Raw genomic sequence first — 15570 nt, 5'->3', positions numbered from 1 at the left:
GCTCCTACGACATTCCTTACGCCGCGCTGCCCGCGGCCATGCCCGACGCCCAGGCCCACTGGAAGTTGTAGCCGCCGAGCCAGCCGGTGACGTCGAGCACCTCGCCGATGAAATACAGCCCTGGCGCGTGCTGCGATTCCATCGTCCGCGACGATACGCCGCCGGTGTCCACGCCGCCCAATGTGACTTCGGCGGTGCGGTAGCCCTCGGTGCCACTGGCGACCAGCGGCCAGGCCTGCAGCAGCGCGGCGGTGTCCTGCAGCTGCGGCGGGGTGAACTGTTTCATCGGCCGGTTCGGCAGCCAGATTTCGCACAGGCGTTGCGCGAACCGGCGCGGCATCAGTTCCGCCAGCACGTTCTTCAGTTCGGTGCCCGGACGCTCGGCCTGCTGGGTCTGCAGCCACGCCAGCGCATCGCGACCGGGCAGCAGGTCCAGGCGCAGATCGTCGCCGGGTTGCCAGTAGGACGAGATCTGCAGGATCGCCGGTCCGCTGATGCCGCGGTGCGTGACCAGCATGCGGTTGCGGAAGAACGCGCCGTTGCAGCCGGCTTCGACATCGAGCGCGACGCCCGACAGGTCGTCCAGCCGTTCCTGGTGCTTGCCGCTGAGCGTCAGCGGCACCAGACCGGCGCGCGTCGGCACCAGCGTGTGGCCGAAGGCACGCGCGAGGTCGTAGCCGAAGCCGGTCGCGCCCATGCTCGGGATCGACAGGCCGCCGGTGGCGACGATCACCGACGCGCAGCGCAGTCGACCGGCCGCGGTGTCGATCACGTAGCCGCCGTCGACGCGTCGCGGCAGCTGCACCGCGCAGTGCGTGCGCACCTGCACGCCGACGGCGTCGGCCTCGTCGAGCAGCAGCTGCACGATCTGCTTCGAGGAGCCGTCGCAGAACAGCTGGCCCAGTTCCTTCTCGTGCCAGGCGATGCCGTGGCGGTCGACCAGCTCGATGAAATCCTGCGGCGTATAGCGCGCCAACGCCGACTTGCAGAAGTGCGGGTTGTGCGACAGGTACTGCGCCGGCGTGGTGCCGGTATTGGTGAAATTGCAGTGGCCGCCGCCCGACATCAGGATCTTCTTGCCGACCTTGTTCGCGTGGTCGAGCACCAGCACGCGACGCCCACGCTGGCCTGCCGCAATCGCCGCCATCAGGCCGGCGGCGCCCGCGCCGAGCACGATGACGTCCCAGTCGGTGGACGGCAGGGCGGTGGAGGCGGGGGCAGGAACGACGGACATCGTGGACGCAGGGGAGCAGGGGCGCGCAGTCTAGCGGGCGCCGGCCGGGCGCGTCGTCGGCGCATTCACGCGCCCGTGCCTAGGCTGTCGCACCTCCCCTCCGATGCACGCGCATGGATCTCAAGAGCGGTTATCCCTTCTGGGCCGTCCGCAACGGACTGATGCATGCGTTTCCGCGACTCGAGGCGCATGCTTCCTGCGACGTGCTCGTGGTCGGCGGCGGCATCACCGGCGCGTTGATCGCCGACGAACTCGCCACGCACGGGCATTCGGTGATCGTCGTCGAGCAGCGCGACATTGCCTGGGGCAGCACGGCCGCCAGCACGGCGCTGCTGCAGTACGAGATCGACACCCATCTGGTGGATCTGGCCAAGCGCTACGGCGAGGCCGATGCCGCGCTGGCGTATCGCGCCTGCGGCGACGCGATCGACATGCTGGGCGAGGTGGCGCGCGGCCTGCGCGACGTGGATTTCGAACGCGCCGACAGCCTGTACTACGCCAGCCGCAAGCGCGATGTCGCCAGTCTGCGCGAGGAGTACGCGGCGCGTCGCCGCCACGGGTTCGACATCGAATATCTGGAACCGGAAGCGCTGAAAGCGGAATACCGGATCGACGCGCCGGCCGCGTTGCGCAGCAAGCAGGCCGCCCAGGTCGATCCCTACCGTTTCGCGTCGCGCCTGCTCGCGCGGCTGGTCAAGCGCGGCGCGCAGGTGTTCGACCGCACCGCGATCCTCCGGCTCGATGCGCGCGCGCGCGATGTGGTCGCGACGACCGACAACGGTGCGCGCATCCGCGCCCGCCACGTCGTGATCGCGGCCGGCTATGCCAGCCAGCACTGGCTGCCCAAGCAGGTCGCGCGCAACCGCAGCAGCTATGCCTTCGTCACCGATCCGATCTCGGAGGCCCAGCTCGGCCCGCTCACCCACACCCTGGTCTGGGAAACCGCGCGGCCCTATCTCTATATGCGCACCACCGGCGACCGGCGTCTGCTGATCGGCGGCGAGGATGACGATGTCGACGTGCCCGCAAGGCGCGACGCGCGCGTGGAGAAGAAGGCGCGCGTGCTGATGAAACAGATCGCCAAGATCCGACCCGATCTCGACCTGACGCCGACCTTCTCCTGGGCCGGCACCTTCGCCGAAACCAAGGACGGTCTGCCGTTCTTCGGCCCGCATCCGGCCACCGGACCGCGCGTGCAGTTCGCGATGGCGTACGGCGGCAACGGCATCACCTATTCGATGCTGGGCGCCGGGCTGCTGCGCGCGCTGATCGAACGGCGCAAGCACCCCCTCGCGGCGCTGTTTGCCTTCGACCGACTGGACCGCTGACAGCGCTGCGCGCGTGTGGATAATCGGCGCGATGACCACACCGTCGCCCTGGCACCTGTACCTGCTCGAATGCCGCAACGGCAGCTGGTACGCCGGCATCACCAATGATCTCGATGCACGGTTTGCCGCGCACGCGGCCGGCCGTGGTGCGAAGTACACCCGCGGCAATCCACCGGTGCGCATTCTCGCCAGCCGCGGCTATCCCGATCGCGCCAGCGCCTCGCGCGCCGAGTGGCAACTCAAGCGCCAGCCGCGTGCGCGCAAGCTGGCCTGGCTGCAGGCGCCCACGTCGACGCTCGAGATCCGCGCCGGCGGTCTCGATGATCCACGCGTCATCGCGCTGCTGCAGGCGCATCTCGCCGCGATGGCCCTGCATTCGCCGCCCGAAAGTATCCACGCGTTGGACCTGTCCGGCCTGCGCGCGCCGGGTGTGTCGTTCTGGGGCGCCTGGCACGGCGACGCGCTCGCCGGCTGTGGCGCGCTCAAGGATCTCGGCGACCGGCATGGCGAACTCAAGTCGATGCGTACCGATGCCGCGCACCTGCGTCAGGGCGTCGCCGCGACGATGCTCGCGCACCTGATGGCGACCGCACGCGCACAGGGCTGGCGGCGGCTGAGCCTGGAGACCGGCACCGCGGCTGCTTTCGCGCCTGCGCATGCGCTGTATGCCCGCCACGGCTTCGAGCCCTGCGGTCCGTTCGGCGATTACGTCGACGATCCCTTCAGCACCTTCATGACCCGCACCCTGGACGACTGAGCGCGACGCGCGGGCGTGAACGCGTCGGGCGCACTGGCTATAGTCGTGCGCTGTCGTGATTCCCCGGGTTGTCCATGTCGCACGCGTCCCCCGCACCGCTTCCCACCATCGCCTGCGCCGCCGGCGGGACCGGCGGGCATCTGTTCCCGGCCGAGGCGCTCGCGCGCGAGCTGCAACGGCGCGGACATCCGGTGGTGATCTACACCGAGCGCCGCGGCGCCGCGTACACGCAGGCGCTGGCCGGGCTGGACCACGTGGTGCTGCCGGCGCGCAGCCTCGAGGGCGGCCTGACCGGCAAGCTGGCCGCCGGCCTGACGATCCTGCGCGCGACGGCGCAGGCCCGCGCCGACATGCGCCGCCGCGACGTGCGCCTGCTGGTCGGCTTCGGCGGCTATCCGAGCTTTGCCCCAGCGCTGGCCGCCAAGAGCCGTGCGCTGCCGCTGCTGCTGCACGAGCAGGGCGCACGGCTGAGCATGGCCAACCGCAAGCTGCTGCGCTTCGCCGACGGCGTGGCGACCTCGTTCCCGGCCACCGCGGGTCTCGACGGCTTCGACGCCGCGCGCATCGTCGACACCGGCAATCCGGTGCGTCAGGCGATCCTCGATGCGCGTGGCGACTATCCGCTGCTGGATGCGGCCGCACCGCTGCGCCTGCTCGTCGTCGGTGGCAGCCAGAGCGCGCGGGTGTTCGGCGACGTCGTGCCGCCGGCGCTGCTGCAGCTGCCGGATTCGATCCGCCAGCGCCTGCAGGTCTCGCTGCAATACAAGGGCGATGCGAGCGACCAGATCGAGCGCACGCTGCGTGCAGTCGGTATCGACGCGACCGTGCGTCCGTTCTTCGACGACATGGGCACACGCCTGCGCGATGCGCATCTGGTGATCACCCGCGCCGGCGCGACCACGGCTGCCGATCTGCTGACGGTCGGCCGGCCCGCCGTCCTCGTGCCGATTCCGCAAGGCGGCTCGCGCGAGGAGCAGCGCCGCAATGCCGATACGCTGGCCGCGGCCGGCATCGGCTGGTGCGTGCCGGAAGCCGACCTCACGCCCGAACGTCTGTCGACGCTGCTGTCCGATGCGTTCGTGTCGCCAACGGTGTTGCCCGAGGCCGCGCGTGCGTCCGCCGCGCTCGGTCGCCCGCAGGCCGCGTCGACGCTGGCCGATCTCGTGCAGTCCACGCTGGCCCGGCACGCATGAGCGGTCGCCGCGCCGACTGCGACGTGCTGGTCGTCGGCGGCGGCCACAACGGCCTGGTCTGCGCGGCGTATCTCGCCGGCGCCGGCCTGCGCGTGCGTGTACTGGAGCGCCGCCGCGTCGTCGGCGGCGCGGCCGTCACCGAGGAATTCCATCCGGGGTTCCGCAACTCGCTGGCGAGCTACACCGTCAGCCTGCTCAATCCGCAAGTGATCGCCGATCTGCGGCTGGCGCAGCACGGCCTGCGCGTGGTCGAGCGGCCGTACTCGAATTTCCTGCCGCTGCCCGATGGCCGTGCATTCCGGCTCGGCGGACCGGACGGCACGGCCGAACTCGCACGCTGGTCGCCGCGCGATGCCGCGCGTCTGCCCGAGTACTACGCGATGCTCGACCGCGTCGTCGTCGTGCTGCGCGCGCTGATGCACGCGACACCGCCCAACGTCAGCGATCGCTTCGTGCTCGCCGACTGGCTCAATTCGCTGACCGTCGCGAAACAGCTGAAATCGCTGGACATGCGCGGCCGCCGCGACCTGCTCGATCTGTTCTCGAAATCCGCCGGCGAACTGCTCGACGACTGGTTCGAGTGCGAACCGCTCAAAGCGGCGCTGGGCTGGGATTCGATCGTCGGCAATTTCGCCAGTCCCTACACGCCGGGCTCGGCCTACGTGCTGCTGCACCACGTGTTCGGCGAGGTCAACGGTAAGAGCGGTGTGTGGGGCCATGCGATCGGTGGCATGGGCGCGATCAGCGATGCGATTGCGACCGAATGCCGCGCGCGCGGCGTCGTGATCGACACGGATGCGGAGGTCGCGCAAGTGCTGGTGGAGGACGGGCGCGCGGTCGGCGTCGCACTCGCGGACGGGCGCACACTGCGCGCCGGCGTGGTCGCGTCCAACCTCAATCCGAAGCTGCTGTACACGCGTCTGGTCGCGCCCGAACATCTCGACGACGACACCACCGCGCGCATCCGCCGCTACCGCTGCGGTTCCGGGACGTTCCGCATGAACGTCGCGCTGTCGGAACTGCCGGATTTCCGCGCAGCCCCGGGCACCGTGCTGCAGCCGCATCACCAGAGCGGCATCCTGATCGGCGATTCGCTTGGCTATTTCGAACGTGCCTACTTCGACGCGAAATCGCGCGAACACAATCCGGGCTGGTCGCGCGCGCCGGTCGTCGAACTGGTGCTCTCGTCCACGCTCGACGACAGCCTCGCGCCGCCCGGGCAGCACGTCGCCAGTCTGTTCTGCCAGCACGTCAATCCGGTGATCGAAGCGGCCGACGGCGGCTGGGACGCGCATCGCGACACGGTCGCGCAGCTGATGATCGACACCGTGGATGCGCAGGCGCCGAACTTTGCGCGCAGCATGCTCGGCTACGACGCGCTGACGCCGCTGGATCTCGAGCGCCGGCTCGGCCTGATCGGCGGTGACATCTTCCACGGCGCGCTGGGGCCGGACCAGCTGTTCAGTGCGCGGCCGCTGCTGGGGCAGGGGCATTATCGCGGCGCGCTGTACGGCCTGTATCTCTGCGGCTCGGGGTCGCATCCCGGCGGCGGCGTCACCGGCCTGCCCGGTCGTAATGCCGCGCGCGAAATCCTGCGCGATCTGCGGCGCGGCCCGAAACCCTGAACAGGAAAGATTTTTTGAACCCGTCGGTATCGTTTTGCAATGCAGCGTGCAAAGCGGTAACGACTCTTTCACTATTGCCCTGCACCCGACGTGGGGGAGGGAGCAAGGCCCGCAACCGGTTTACCGGTCGCGGGCTTTTTTTTGCCTGATGTTTCTGCGCGGCCTGCCGGAACGCCACACGTCCCGGCGCGACGACGGCATCGCGATGCGACAATCGGCCGATGCCTGACGCCCCGTTGCCGCCCGAACTCGACGCCCAGCTCGACCGCCTGCTCGCACGGCTGCCGGAGCGCATCCGCAGCGACGCCGAGGCCATCGCGCGCATCCGCCCGGTGGCGCTCGCCAGCGATTTCGCGCTCGAGGTACTGCAGCGTCAGCTGGACGTGCTCGCGCAGCTGCTCGAAGACGATGCGCAGCACGGCCTCGCGGCGCCTGCACTTGAGGCCGCCAACCGCAGCGAATGGCCGGCGTTGCTGCGCCGCTACCGCACCGCCTGTTCGGCGCGGCTGGTCTGGCGCGACGTGCACGGTCTCGATGACGTCGACGCCACGCTGGCAGGCAGTACCGCGTTGGCCGAGACCTGCCTGTCCCTCGCGCTCGATGCACTGGAGGCCGAGTTCGCGCAGCGCTACGGCCGGGTGCGTGATGCGGCGGGCAACGCGGTGCGTCTGGTCGTGTTCGGCCTCGGCAAGCTCGGCGGCGGCGAACTCAATTTCAGTTCCGACATCGATCTGATCTATGGCTTCGCGACCGCAGGCGAGAGCGACGGCGCGCGTGCGCTCGCGGCCGAGGACTACTTCACCCGGCTCGGCCAGCAGCTCGCCAAGCTGCTCGACGAGCACACCGCCGACGGCTTCAGTCACCGCGTCGATCTGCGGCTGCGTCCCTTTGGCAGCGCCGGACGCATCGCGTTGAGCTTCGCGGCGATGGAGCAGTACTTCCAGCACGAGGGTCGCGACTGGGAGCGCTACGCGTGGCAGAAGGCGCGTCCGGTGGCCGGTGACCTCGAGGCCGGCGAGCGCTTTCTCACGCAGCTGCGGCCTTTCATCTATCGCCGCTATCTCGACTATGGCGCGCTCGACGGCCTGCGGGAGATGAAGGCGATGATCGCGGCCGAAGTCGCGCGCAAGGAGTTGTCCGACGACATCAAGCGCGGTGACGGCGGCATCCGCGAGATCGAATTCCTCGCCCAGGCGCTGCAGCTGATCCGCGGCGGCCGCGAGCCGGCGCTGCGCGATCGCCGTCTGTTGCCGACCCTCGAGGCGCTGCACGCGCATGCGCAGATCGATGCGGACACGCTGGGGCTGCTGCAACGTGCCTACCGCTTCCTGCGGCAGCTGGAGAACCGGCTGCAGATGCTGCGCGACGCGCAGACGCACGTATTGCCCGGCGATGCGGTCGACCGGCTGCGGATCGCGCGCGGACTGGGATACGCCGCCTGGGAGGCGCTGGTCGATGCGCTGCGTACGGTGCGCGCCTCGGTGGCGCAGGAATTCGATGCGCTGTTCGCCGTGCGCAGCCAGCAGCGTTCACCGCAGAGCGATGACGATCTCGCCGGCTACTGGCGGGCGCTGCCCGATGGCGGCGAGCGGGGCGTTCTCGAGGCGGCCGGGTTCGCCGACAGCGGCGACGTGGATGCCGCGCTGCGCGATTTCGCCCGTTCGCCCAGCGTGCGCGACCTGTCCGACAGCGCACGCACGCGTCTGGACAGACTGATGCCGGTTTTGCTCGAGGCCTCGGCGCCTGCCGACCGCCCCGTCCAGGCGATCCGGCGCCTGCTCGCGCTGCTGCACAACATCCTGCGGCGCGCGAGTTATCTGGCGCTGCTCGACGAGCGGCCCGCGGCGCTGGCGCGACTGGTCGACGTGGTCAGGCGGAGCGCATTCCTCGCCGAGCGCCTGGCCGCGCATCCCCTGCTGCTCGACGAACTGCTCGACGCGCGCGACGAGGGCCCGCTGCAGCCGCGCGGGGAGATGGCCCGGGCCTGCGCGCGCGCGTTGCGGCAGCCGGATCTGGAAGCCGGGCTGCTGGATCTCAACGAGACCCGGCAGCAGCTGAGCTTCCGCATCGCCCTGGCGACGCTCGACGGGCGCCAGTCCGGCCAGGACGCGACGCGCCAGCTCGCGTGGCTGGCCGACGCGGTGGTCGATACCGTGCTCGCGCTGGCCGTGCGCGATCTCGAGGCCACGCACGGCGCGCTGCCCGATGCGCGCTTCGCGGTGATCGGCTACGGCAGCCTGGGGGGCGAGGAACTCGGCTTCGGGTCCGATCTCGATCTCGTCTTCCTCTACGACGCGCCCGCCGATGCGCAGTCCACCGGTGCGCGCCCGCTCGATGCACAGCGCTGGGCGGCCCGTCTGGGGCAGAAGATCGTCGCGTTGCTGGGCACCGTCACCGGCGGCGGACGTCTCTACGACGTCGACGTGCGGCTGCGGCCGGACGGCGGCAAGGGCCTGCTGGTCTCGTCGCTGGCCAGCTATGCCGAGTACCAGCGCGAGCGCGCCTGGACCTGGGAGCACCAGGCCCTGGTGCGTGCCCGCTTCGTGGCCGGCCATAACGACATGGCCGCGGCGTTCGAGGCGGTGCGCCGCGACATCCTGACGACGCCGCGCGAGCACGACGCGCTGCACGCCGATGTCCTGTCGATGCGCCGTCGCATGCGCGCCGAGCTGGACCGCAGCAACGGCGAGCGGTTCGACCTCAAGCAGGGCAAAGGGGGGCTGGTCGATCTGGAATTCCTGCTGCAGTTCCTGGTGCTGCGCCACGCGGCCGCGCGTCCGGCGCTGACCGGGCCTCGGGCCACGCCTCTGCTGCTGGAGGCGGCCGCTGCGGAGGGCCTGCTGGACGCGGCCACCAGCGCGGGATTGCGGGCGGCCCACGCCACGCTGCTGGCGCTCGGCCTCGAGTGCACGCTGGACCGCCGCACCCGGATCGTCCTGGAGACGCCAGAACTGGAGCCGGCCCGCGAGACGATCCGTTGCGCCGCGGATTGGACCTGAATGCGCTGCTTTTCATGCGGGGTTGGCGGCTGGGCTTGCAGACTGGGCCTCGACACGTCGGCCTGGTTGCGAGCCACGGCAACGCGCCGAAGGTGAATAAAAGTCAACGAAATCTCGCACTTCGTTCTGTGAATGGAACACTCGGGAACTCCGCTCCGCCTTAGCAGTCCTATCTTGCGACTGCTAACATCCTTCCCCATGAGCACGCAGACCATGTCCCACGCCCTGGTTGCCAACAGCCTTCCGACCCTCAATCCGCTGGGTTCGCTGGATGCCTATATCGGCGCCGTGCACCAGATTCCGGTGCTGTCGGTCGAAGACGAGCAGGCCCTCGCGCAGCGCTACCGCGACGACGACGACCTCGACGCCGCACGCGAGCTGGTGCATTCGCACCTGCGCTTCGTCGTGCACGTGGCCCGCGGCTACAACGGCTACGGCCTGCCGCTGGGCGATCTGATTCAGGAAGGCAACATCGGTCTGATGAAGGCGGTGAAGCGTTTCGACCCCGAAGTCGGCGTGCGTCTGGTGAGCTTCGCCGTTCACTGGATCCGTGCCGAGATGCACGAGTTCATCCTGAAGAACTGGCGCATCGTGAAGGTCGCCACGACCAAGGCGCAGCGCAAGCTGTTCTTCAACTTGCGCAAGAGCAAGAAGCGTCTGGGCTGGCTCAATGCGAGCGAAGTCCGGGCGGTGGCCGCGGATCTCAACGTGTCCGAGCGCGAAGTGCTCGAGATGGAATCGCGCCTGTCCGGTCGCGACATCGGGTTCGACGCGCCCGCGGGCGAGGACGACGACAATGCACCGCCGGCGCCGGTGGCTTATCTCGTGGCCCAGGACGAAGACCCGGCGCAGGCCTACGAGCGTCACGACAGCGAAGGCAGCAAGCTCGACCTGCTGCGCGAAGGCATGTCCACGCTGGATGCGCGTTCGCGCGACATCATCAGCCGCCGCTGGCTCGACGACGAGCACAAGGTGACGCTGCAGGAGCTCGCCGACGAGTACGGCGTGTCCGCCGAGCGCATCCGCCAGGTCGAAGCCAACGCGCTGAAGAAGATGAAGGCGCTGTTCGCTGCCTGAGCCGCACGACCACAGCGATATATGGAACGGCCCGCGCAAGCGGGCCGTTTTCCGTTGGGTCGTTCAGAACTGTCGCGGGCTCACCATTTGAACAGCACCAGGCTGATCGCCAGCGCGGCCATGCCCGACACCAGGCCGTAGACCGTCTCGTGACCCTTGGCGTAGCGCTTGGCGGCGGGCAGCAGTTCGTCGAGCGCGAGGAACACCATGACACCGGCGATCAGGCCGAAGACGATGCCGAACACCGGCTCGGACAGGAATGGCCGCAGCACGGCGTAGCCGATCAGCGCGCCCACCGGCTCGGCGAGGCCCGACAGCAGGCAGGCGAGGAACGCGTAGAGCTTGTTGTTGGTGGCGAAGTACACCGGCACCGCGATCGCGATGCCTTCGGGAATGTTGTGGATCGCGATCGCGAACGCCAGCGGCATGCCGACGCCCGGGTTCTCCAGCGTCGCGAAGAACGTGGCCAGGCCTTCGGGAAAGTTGTGCGCGGTGATCGCGACGGCGGTCAGCAGACCGACGCGCTTGATGTAGCTGGCGTTGTGCTCGCGGAAATAGGGGTCGTCGACTTCCAGGCGCTCGTGCGGATTGGGCACCAGGCGGTCGATGCCGACGATGAACAGCAGACCGCCGAGAAACGACAGCGTGCCCCAGGTGAAACCGAGCTGCGGGCCATAGGCATTGGTGAAGGCGAGGATCGACTTGTCGAGGATCTCGGTCAGCGACACGTAGACCATCGCGCCGGCCGCGAACGCCAGGCCGAACGACAGCAGGCGCGCGTTGGGCTGCTTGGAGAACAGCACCAGCAAGCTGCCGAGGCCTGTGGCCAGGCCAGCGGCGGTGGTGACCGCGAGCGCGATCCAGAAGTTGTGGGTCGAGATTTCAAGCATGCGCGAAAACGCCGGAACGTATGAGGGGAGCGACTCAGCCTGGCTGCAGATCCGGCTTGGATGGGCGCGCGGCCATGCTAGCCGATGCGCGGTGCGTCAGGCCCTTCGCTCGTCGGCTTCGTGACCGGTTCGGCATCGACGGGCGGGCCGAAGATGATCCGCGCCGCGCGCTGGTAGCTCCAGTACGCCATGGTCCAGTTGAGCAGCACGACCACGCGATTGCGGAAGCCGATCAGGAAGAACACGTGGGCGACGAGCCAGAACCACCAGGCGAGCACGCCCGAGAGTTTCAGACGGCCGAAATGCACCACCGCGGCCATGCGCCCGATCGTCGCGAGGTTGCCGAAGTCGCGGTAGGCGAACGGCGTCGTCGACTGGCCGCGCAGCCGTGCGCGGATGCCGGCCGCGACGTGCCGCCCCATCTGTTTGGCGGCCGGCGCGACACCCGGCACGGGTTGGCCCGCGCTCTGGATCGCGGCGAGATCGCCGGCGACATAGATGTCGCGGTGACCCGGTACGCGCAGATCGGGTTCGACCAGCACGCGGCCGGCCCGGTCGCGCGGTGCACCGAGCAGGGCGCCCAGTGGCGACGCCGCCACGCCCGCGGCCCAGACCACCGTCTTTGCGGGCACGCGTCGATCGCCGAGGCGGTAGCCGTCGGCATCGATGTCGGCGACCGGCGTGCCGGTCTGCACCTCGACACCGAGCTTCTGCAGTTGTCCGCGCGCCTTCTCCGAAAGGTCGTCCGGAAACGACGACAGCACACGCGGACCGGCTTCGATCAGGCGCACCTTCGCCAGCGCCGGATCGATGTTGCGGAATTCGCTGCGCAACGTGTGGCGCGCGATTTCCGCCAGAGTGCCGGCAAGCTCGACACCGGTCGGGCCGCCGCCGACGACGGCGAAGCTGAGCCATGCCGCGCGCTTGTCCGGATCGGTTTCGGCTTCGGCGCGCTCGAAGGCGAGCAGCAGTTTGCGACGCAGCAGCAATGCGTCGTCGAGCGTCTTCAGGCCCGGCGCATGCGCGGCCCAGTGATCGTTGCCGAAGTACGCATGGGTGGCGCCGGCGGCGAGCACCAGCGTGTCGAACGCGAGCGTGGTGCCGTCGGCGAGCGCGAGGGTCTTCGCGGCGGTGTCGATGCCCTTCACCTCGGCGAGGCGCACCTCGACGTTGTCTTGGCGACGCAGGATGTGGCGCAAGGGCGCAGCGATGTCCGGCGCCGACAGGCCGGCCGTCGCCACCTGGTAGAGCAGCGGCTGGAACAGATGATGATTGCCGCGATCGACGAGGGTGATGCGCACCGGATCGCGCGCCAGCGCACGCGTGGCCCAGAGGCCGGCGAACCCGCCGCCGACGATGACGACGTGGGGAATGCGATCGGAACTGGACATGGCATCGACGTGCGTGGAGATGGCCGATTGTAGGCGGCGGCCCGGAAACGCGATGTCAGGATCGGGACCTGCAGGCGCGCTTGCACGCGATGGGCTCTGACAGAGGACGCCCGGTCGCGCACGAGCGCGCGCCTGCAGGAGACGCGTCGCGTGTGTCTCAGAGCCGCGCGCGCTGCGCGGCGAGAGCGTCGTGCTGTGCGGTCCAGTCGACGAGGCGCTGACGCTCCTGGTCGACGACGGCCACCGGCACCTTGTCGCTGAACTTCGCGATCTTCGCCGCGCTCTTGTCCTTCTCCGCCAGCACGCGGGCGATTTCCTTGTCCAGGCGCGCGCGCTCGGCATCCAGATCGACGAGGCCTTCCAGCGGCACGAACAGCTTCACGTCACCGACCAGGCCGGTCGCGGCCGGCGGCGGGTCGCCATCGACGGCGTCGATGCGTTCGAGCCGGTTGAGGAACTTCAGCTGCGACTCGAAGCGCTGCAGACGCACGCGCGCGGCGTCGCTGCCGGTCTGCACCAGCAGCGGCACCTGCTTGCCCGGCGACACGCCCAGCTCGCTGCGCACGCGGCGCAGCGCGGTGACCATCTGCTTGAGCCATTCGACGTCGGTCGTGGCCTGCGCGCAGCGGGCGATCAGGTCGCTGTCGGGCGCCGGGTAGGGCCGCAGCGAAATGGTCGCATCCGCGATGCCGACGCGCGGCGCGACCTGGCGCCACAGTTCCTCGGTGACGAACGGAATCAGCGGATGCAGCAGGCGCAGCAGCGACTCGAGCACGTGCAGCAGCGTGTGGCGCGTGCTGTGCGCGGCCGCGGCGTCGTCCCCGAGCAGCGCCGGCTTGGCGAGTTCGACGAACCAGTCGCAGAAGTCGTTCCACGCGAATTCGTACAGCGTCTGCGCGAGCAGGTCGAAGCGGTAGCTGGTGAAGTGCGCGCGCGCCTCGTCGGCGGTCGTCGCCAGTCGCGCGAGGATCCAGCGCTCGGCGTCGGTCGTCGGTTCGGGCGCACCGTCGGCGCTGAAGCCTTCGGTGTTCATCAGCACGAAGCGCGTCGCGTTCCACAGCTTGTTGCAGAAATTCTTGTAGCCCTCGGCGCGGCCGAGATCGAACTTGATGTCGCGGCCCGGGCCGGCCAGCGCGGCCATCGTGAAGCGCAGCGGGTCGGCGCCGTGGGCGATGATGCCGTCCGGAAATTCCTTGCGCGTCGCCTTCTCGATCTTCGGCGCGTCCTTGGGCTTCATCAGCCCGGTGGTGCGCTTGGCGACGAGGTCGTCGATGCGGATGCCGTCGATGATGTCGAGCGGATCGAGCACGTTGCCCTTCGACTTCGACATCTTCTGGCCGTCGCGGTCGCGCACAAGACCGGTCATGTAGACGTCGCGGAACGGCACCTGGCCGGTCAGGTGATCGGTCAGCATGATCATCCGGGCGACCCAGAAGAAGATGATGTCGAAGCCGGTGACCAGCACGCTCGACGGCACGAAGTGGTCGAAGCCGCGCTCGGCCATCGCCGCCTCGTCCGGCCAGCCCATCGTGTTGATCGGCCACAGGCCCGACGAGAACCAGGTCTCGAGCACGTCGGTGTCCTGGGTCAGGACGACATCGGCGCCGAGCCCGCTGCGCGCACGCGCGTCGGCCTCGTCGCGGCCGACGTGGGCGCGGCCATCGGCGTCGTACCACGCCGGAATGCGATGGCCCCACCACAGCTGGCGGCTGATGCACCAGTCCTGGATGTTCTCCATCCAGTGACGGTAGGTGTTGGTCCAGTTCGGCGGCACGAACTTCACCTGGCCGCTTTCGACGAGGTCCATGCCGCGCTTGGCGAAGCCGTCCATCGCGACGAACCACTGGTCGGTCAGGTAGGGTTCGATGACCTGGCCGGTCCGGTCGCCACGCGGGACCTGCAGCTTGTGCGGCTTGGTTTCGACGAGGAAACCGCCGCCTTCCAGATCGGCGAGCACGGCCTTGCGGGCGTCGAAGCGATCGAGGCCGCGGTAGCGCTCGGGCGCGTTCTCGTTGACCGCCGCGTCGGGCGTGAACAGGTTGATCATCGGCAGGCCATGACGCTGGCCGACCTGGTAGTCGTTGAAATCGTGCGCGGGCGTGACCTTCACCACGCCGGTGCCGAACGCGCGGTCGACGTAACCGTCGCCGATCACCGGGACCCGGCGACCGGTCAGCGGCAGCACGACCGACTGGCCGATCAGATGCGCGTAGCGCGCGTCATCGGGATGCACCATCGCCGCGGTGTCGCCGAGCATGGTTTCCGGGCGTGTCGTCGCGACGACGAGATAGTCACGCGTCTCGCGCAGCGTCTCGTTGCCGTCGGCGTCGACCTGGACGTGTTCGTAGCTCGCGCCATCGGCGAGCGGGTAGCGGATCGACCACAGCGAGCCGTCTTCTTCCTCGCTGACGACTTCCAGATCCGAGATCGCGGTCTTGAGCACCGGATCCCAGTTGACCAGGCGCTGGCCGCGGTAGATCAGGCCTTCCTCGTGCAGACGCACGAAGGCTTCGACGACCGCCTGCGAGGGCAGCGGATCCATCGTGAAGGTCTTGCGCGACCAGTCGCCGGACGCGCCGAGGCGACGCATCTGGCGCTCGATCGTGTCGCCGGACTGGCCCTTCCATTCCCACACCTTCTCGATGAAGCCGTCGCGGCCCAGCGAGTCGCGGGTCTCGCCCTTGCCTTCGAGCGCGAGGTTGCGCGAGACCACCATCTCGGTCGCGATGCCGGCATGGTCGGTGCCCATCTGCCACAGCGTGCGATGTCCCAGCATGCGGTGATAGCGGATCAGCGCGTCCTGCAGCGTGTGCTGGAACGCGTGGCCCATGTGCAGCGTGCCGGTGACGTTCGGCGGCGGCAGCAGGATCGTGTAGGCCGGGCCGTCGCCCTGCGGCTGGAAGACGCCGCTCTTCTCCCATTCCGCGTACAGGCGGGCTTCGAAGGTGCCGGGGTCGTAGCTTTGGGCGAGGGACATGGGAGGGCCGTGATGGGTGATTCGTAGTTCGGGACTGGACAGGCGGAGCGGCATCAAGCGATCGGCCCGGTGTCCTTTCGAATCACCCGTCACCCATCA

10 protein-coding genes and 1 pseudogene are annotated in these 15570 nt (G+C 69.2%); 7 read left to right on the top strand and 4 right to left on the bottom strand.

The genetic code is table 11. The features are described 5' to 3' along the window. Positions 1-16: 16 nt before the first annotated feature. Positions 17-1234: an NAD(P)/FAD-dependent oxidoreductase gene (locus CURTO8I2_RS08500; protein WP_159680360.1), complete on the bottom strand. Its 1218-nt coding sequence runs from the start codon at positions 1232-1234 to the stop codon at positions 17-19. A gap of 113 nt (positions 1235-1347) precedes the next feature. Here CURTO8I2_RS08500 and CURTO8I2_RS08495 point away from each other — a divergent pair, with 113 nt between their 5' ends. The 7 genes and pseudogenes from CURTO8I2_RS08495 to rpoH all read left to right on the top strand — a co-directional run bounded on the left by CURTO8I2_RS08495 (position 1348) and on the right by rpoH (position 10213). After that, a complete protein-coding gene (locus tag CURTO8I2_RS08495; RefSeq protein WP_159680358.1) occupies positions 1348-2562 on the top strand; it encodes an FAD-dependent oxidoreductase in 1215 nt (404 codons plus the stop codon). Between the two features lie 31 nt (positions 2563-2593). Beyond that, positions 2594-2845: pseudogene (locus CURTO8I2_RS08490) on the top strand (GIY-YIG nuclease family protein); the annotation flags it as partial. An 81-nt stretch (positions 2846-2926) separates the two neighbouring features. Continuing rightward, on the top strand, positions 2927-3319 hold the full coding sequence (locus CURTO8I2_RS08485) for a GNAT family N-acetyltransferase (RefSeq protein ID WP_201295539.1): 393 nt from the start codon (positions 2927-2929) through the stop codon (positions 3317-3319). A 74-nt stretch (positions 3320-3393) separates the two neighbouring features. Then, positions 3394-4512 (top strand): UDP-N-acetylglucosamine--N-acetylmuramyl-(pentapeptide) pyrophosphoryl-undecaprenol N-acetylglucosamine transferase, encoded by a 1119-nt coding sequence (locus CURTO8I2_RS08480; protein WP_159680355.1) that lies wholly within the window; start codon positions 3394-3396, stop codon positions 4510-4512. After that, complete coding sequence (locus CURTO8I2_RS08475; RefSeq protein ID WP_159680354.1) at positions 4509-6137, top strand: NAD(P)/FAD-dependent oxidoreductase; 1629 nt, start codon at positions 4509-4511, stop codon at positions 6135-6137. Before CURTO8I2_RS08480 ends, CURTO8I2_RS08475 begins: the two co-directional genes overlap by 4 nt. 221 nt (positions 6138-6358) lie before the next feature. Next, entirely contained in the window at positions 6359-9136 is a 2778-nt protein-coding gene (gene glnE, locus CURTO8I2_RS08470) for a bifunctional [glutamate--ammonia ligase]-adenylyl-L-tyrosine phosphorylase/[glutamate--ammonia-ligase] adenylyltransferase (RefSeq protein ID WP_159680351.1), read from the top strand. Between the two features lie 198 nt (positions 9137-9334). After that, complete coding sequence (rpoH, locus tag CURTO8I2_RS08465) at positions 9335-10213, top strand: RNA polymerase sigma factor RpoH (RefSeq protein WP_159680349.1); 879 nt, start codon at positions 9335-9337, stop codon at positions 10211-10213. A gap of 80 nt (positions 10214-10293) precedes the next feature. Here the strand turns inward: rpoH and zupT are convergent, their stop codons facing one another. The 3 genes from zupT to CURTO8I2_RS08450 form a co-directional block, all read right to left on the bottom strand. After that, entirely contained in the window at positions 10294-11103 is an 810-nt protein-coding gene (gene zupT / locus CURTO8I2_RS08460; protein ID WP_159680346.1) for a zinc transporter ZupT, read from the bottom strand. 77 nt (positions 11104-11180) lie between these two features. Next, on the bottom strand, positions 11181-12494 hold the full coding sequence (locus tag CURTO8I2_RS08455; protein ID WP_159680344.1) for an NAD(P)/FAD-dependent oxidoreductase: 1314 nt from the start codon (positions 12492-12494) through the stop codon (positions 11181-11183). A 157-nt stretch (positions 12495-12651) separates the two neighbouring features. Beyond that, positions 12652-15471: a valine--tRNA ligase gene (locus CURTO8I2_RS08450; protein ID WP_159680342.1), complete on the bottom strand. Its 2820-nt coding sequence runs from the start codon at positions 15469-15471 to the stop codon at positions 12652-12654. Between the last annotated feature and the right edge of the window lie 99 nt (positions 15472-15570).

Origin of the sequence: Luteimonas sp. 9C, from assembly GCF_902506295.1 — a bacterium.
Lineage (GTDB): Bacteria > Pseudomonadota > Gammaproteobacteria > Xanthomonadales > Xanthomonadaceae > Luteimonas.
This window is presented reverse-complemented; position numbering and strand designations above follow the sequence as displayed.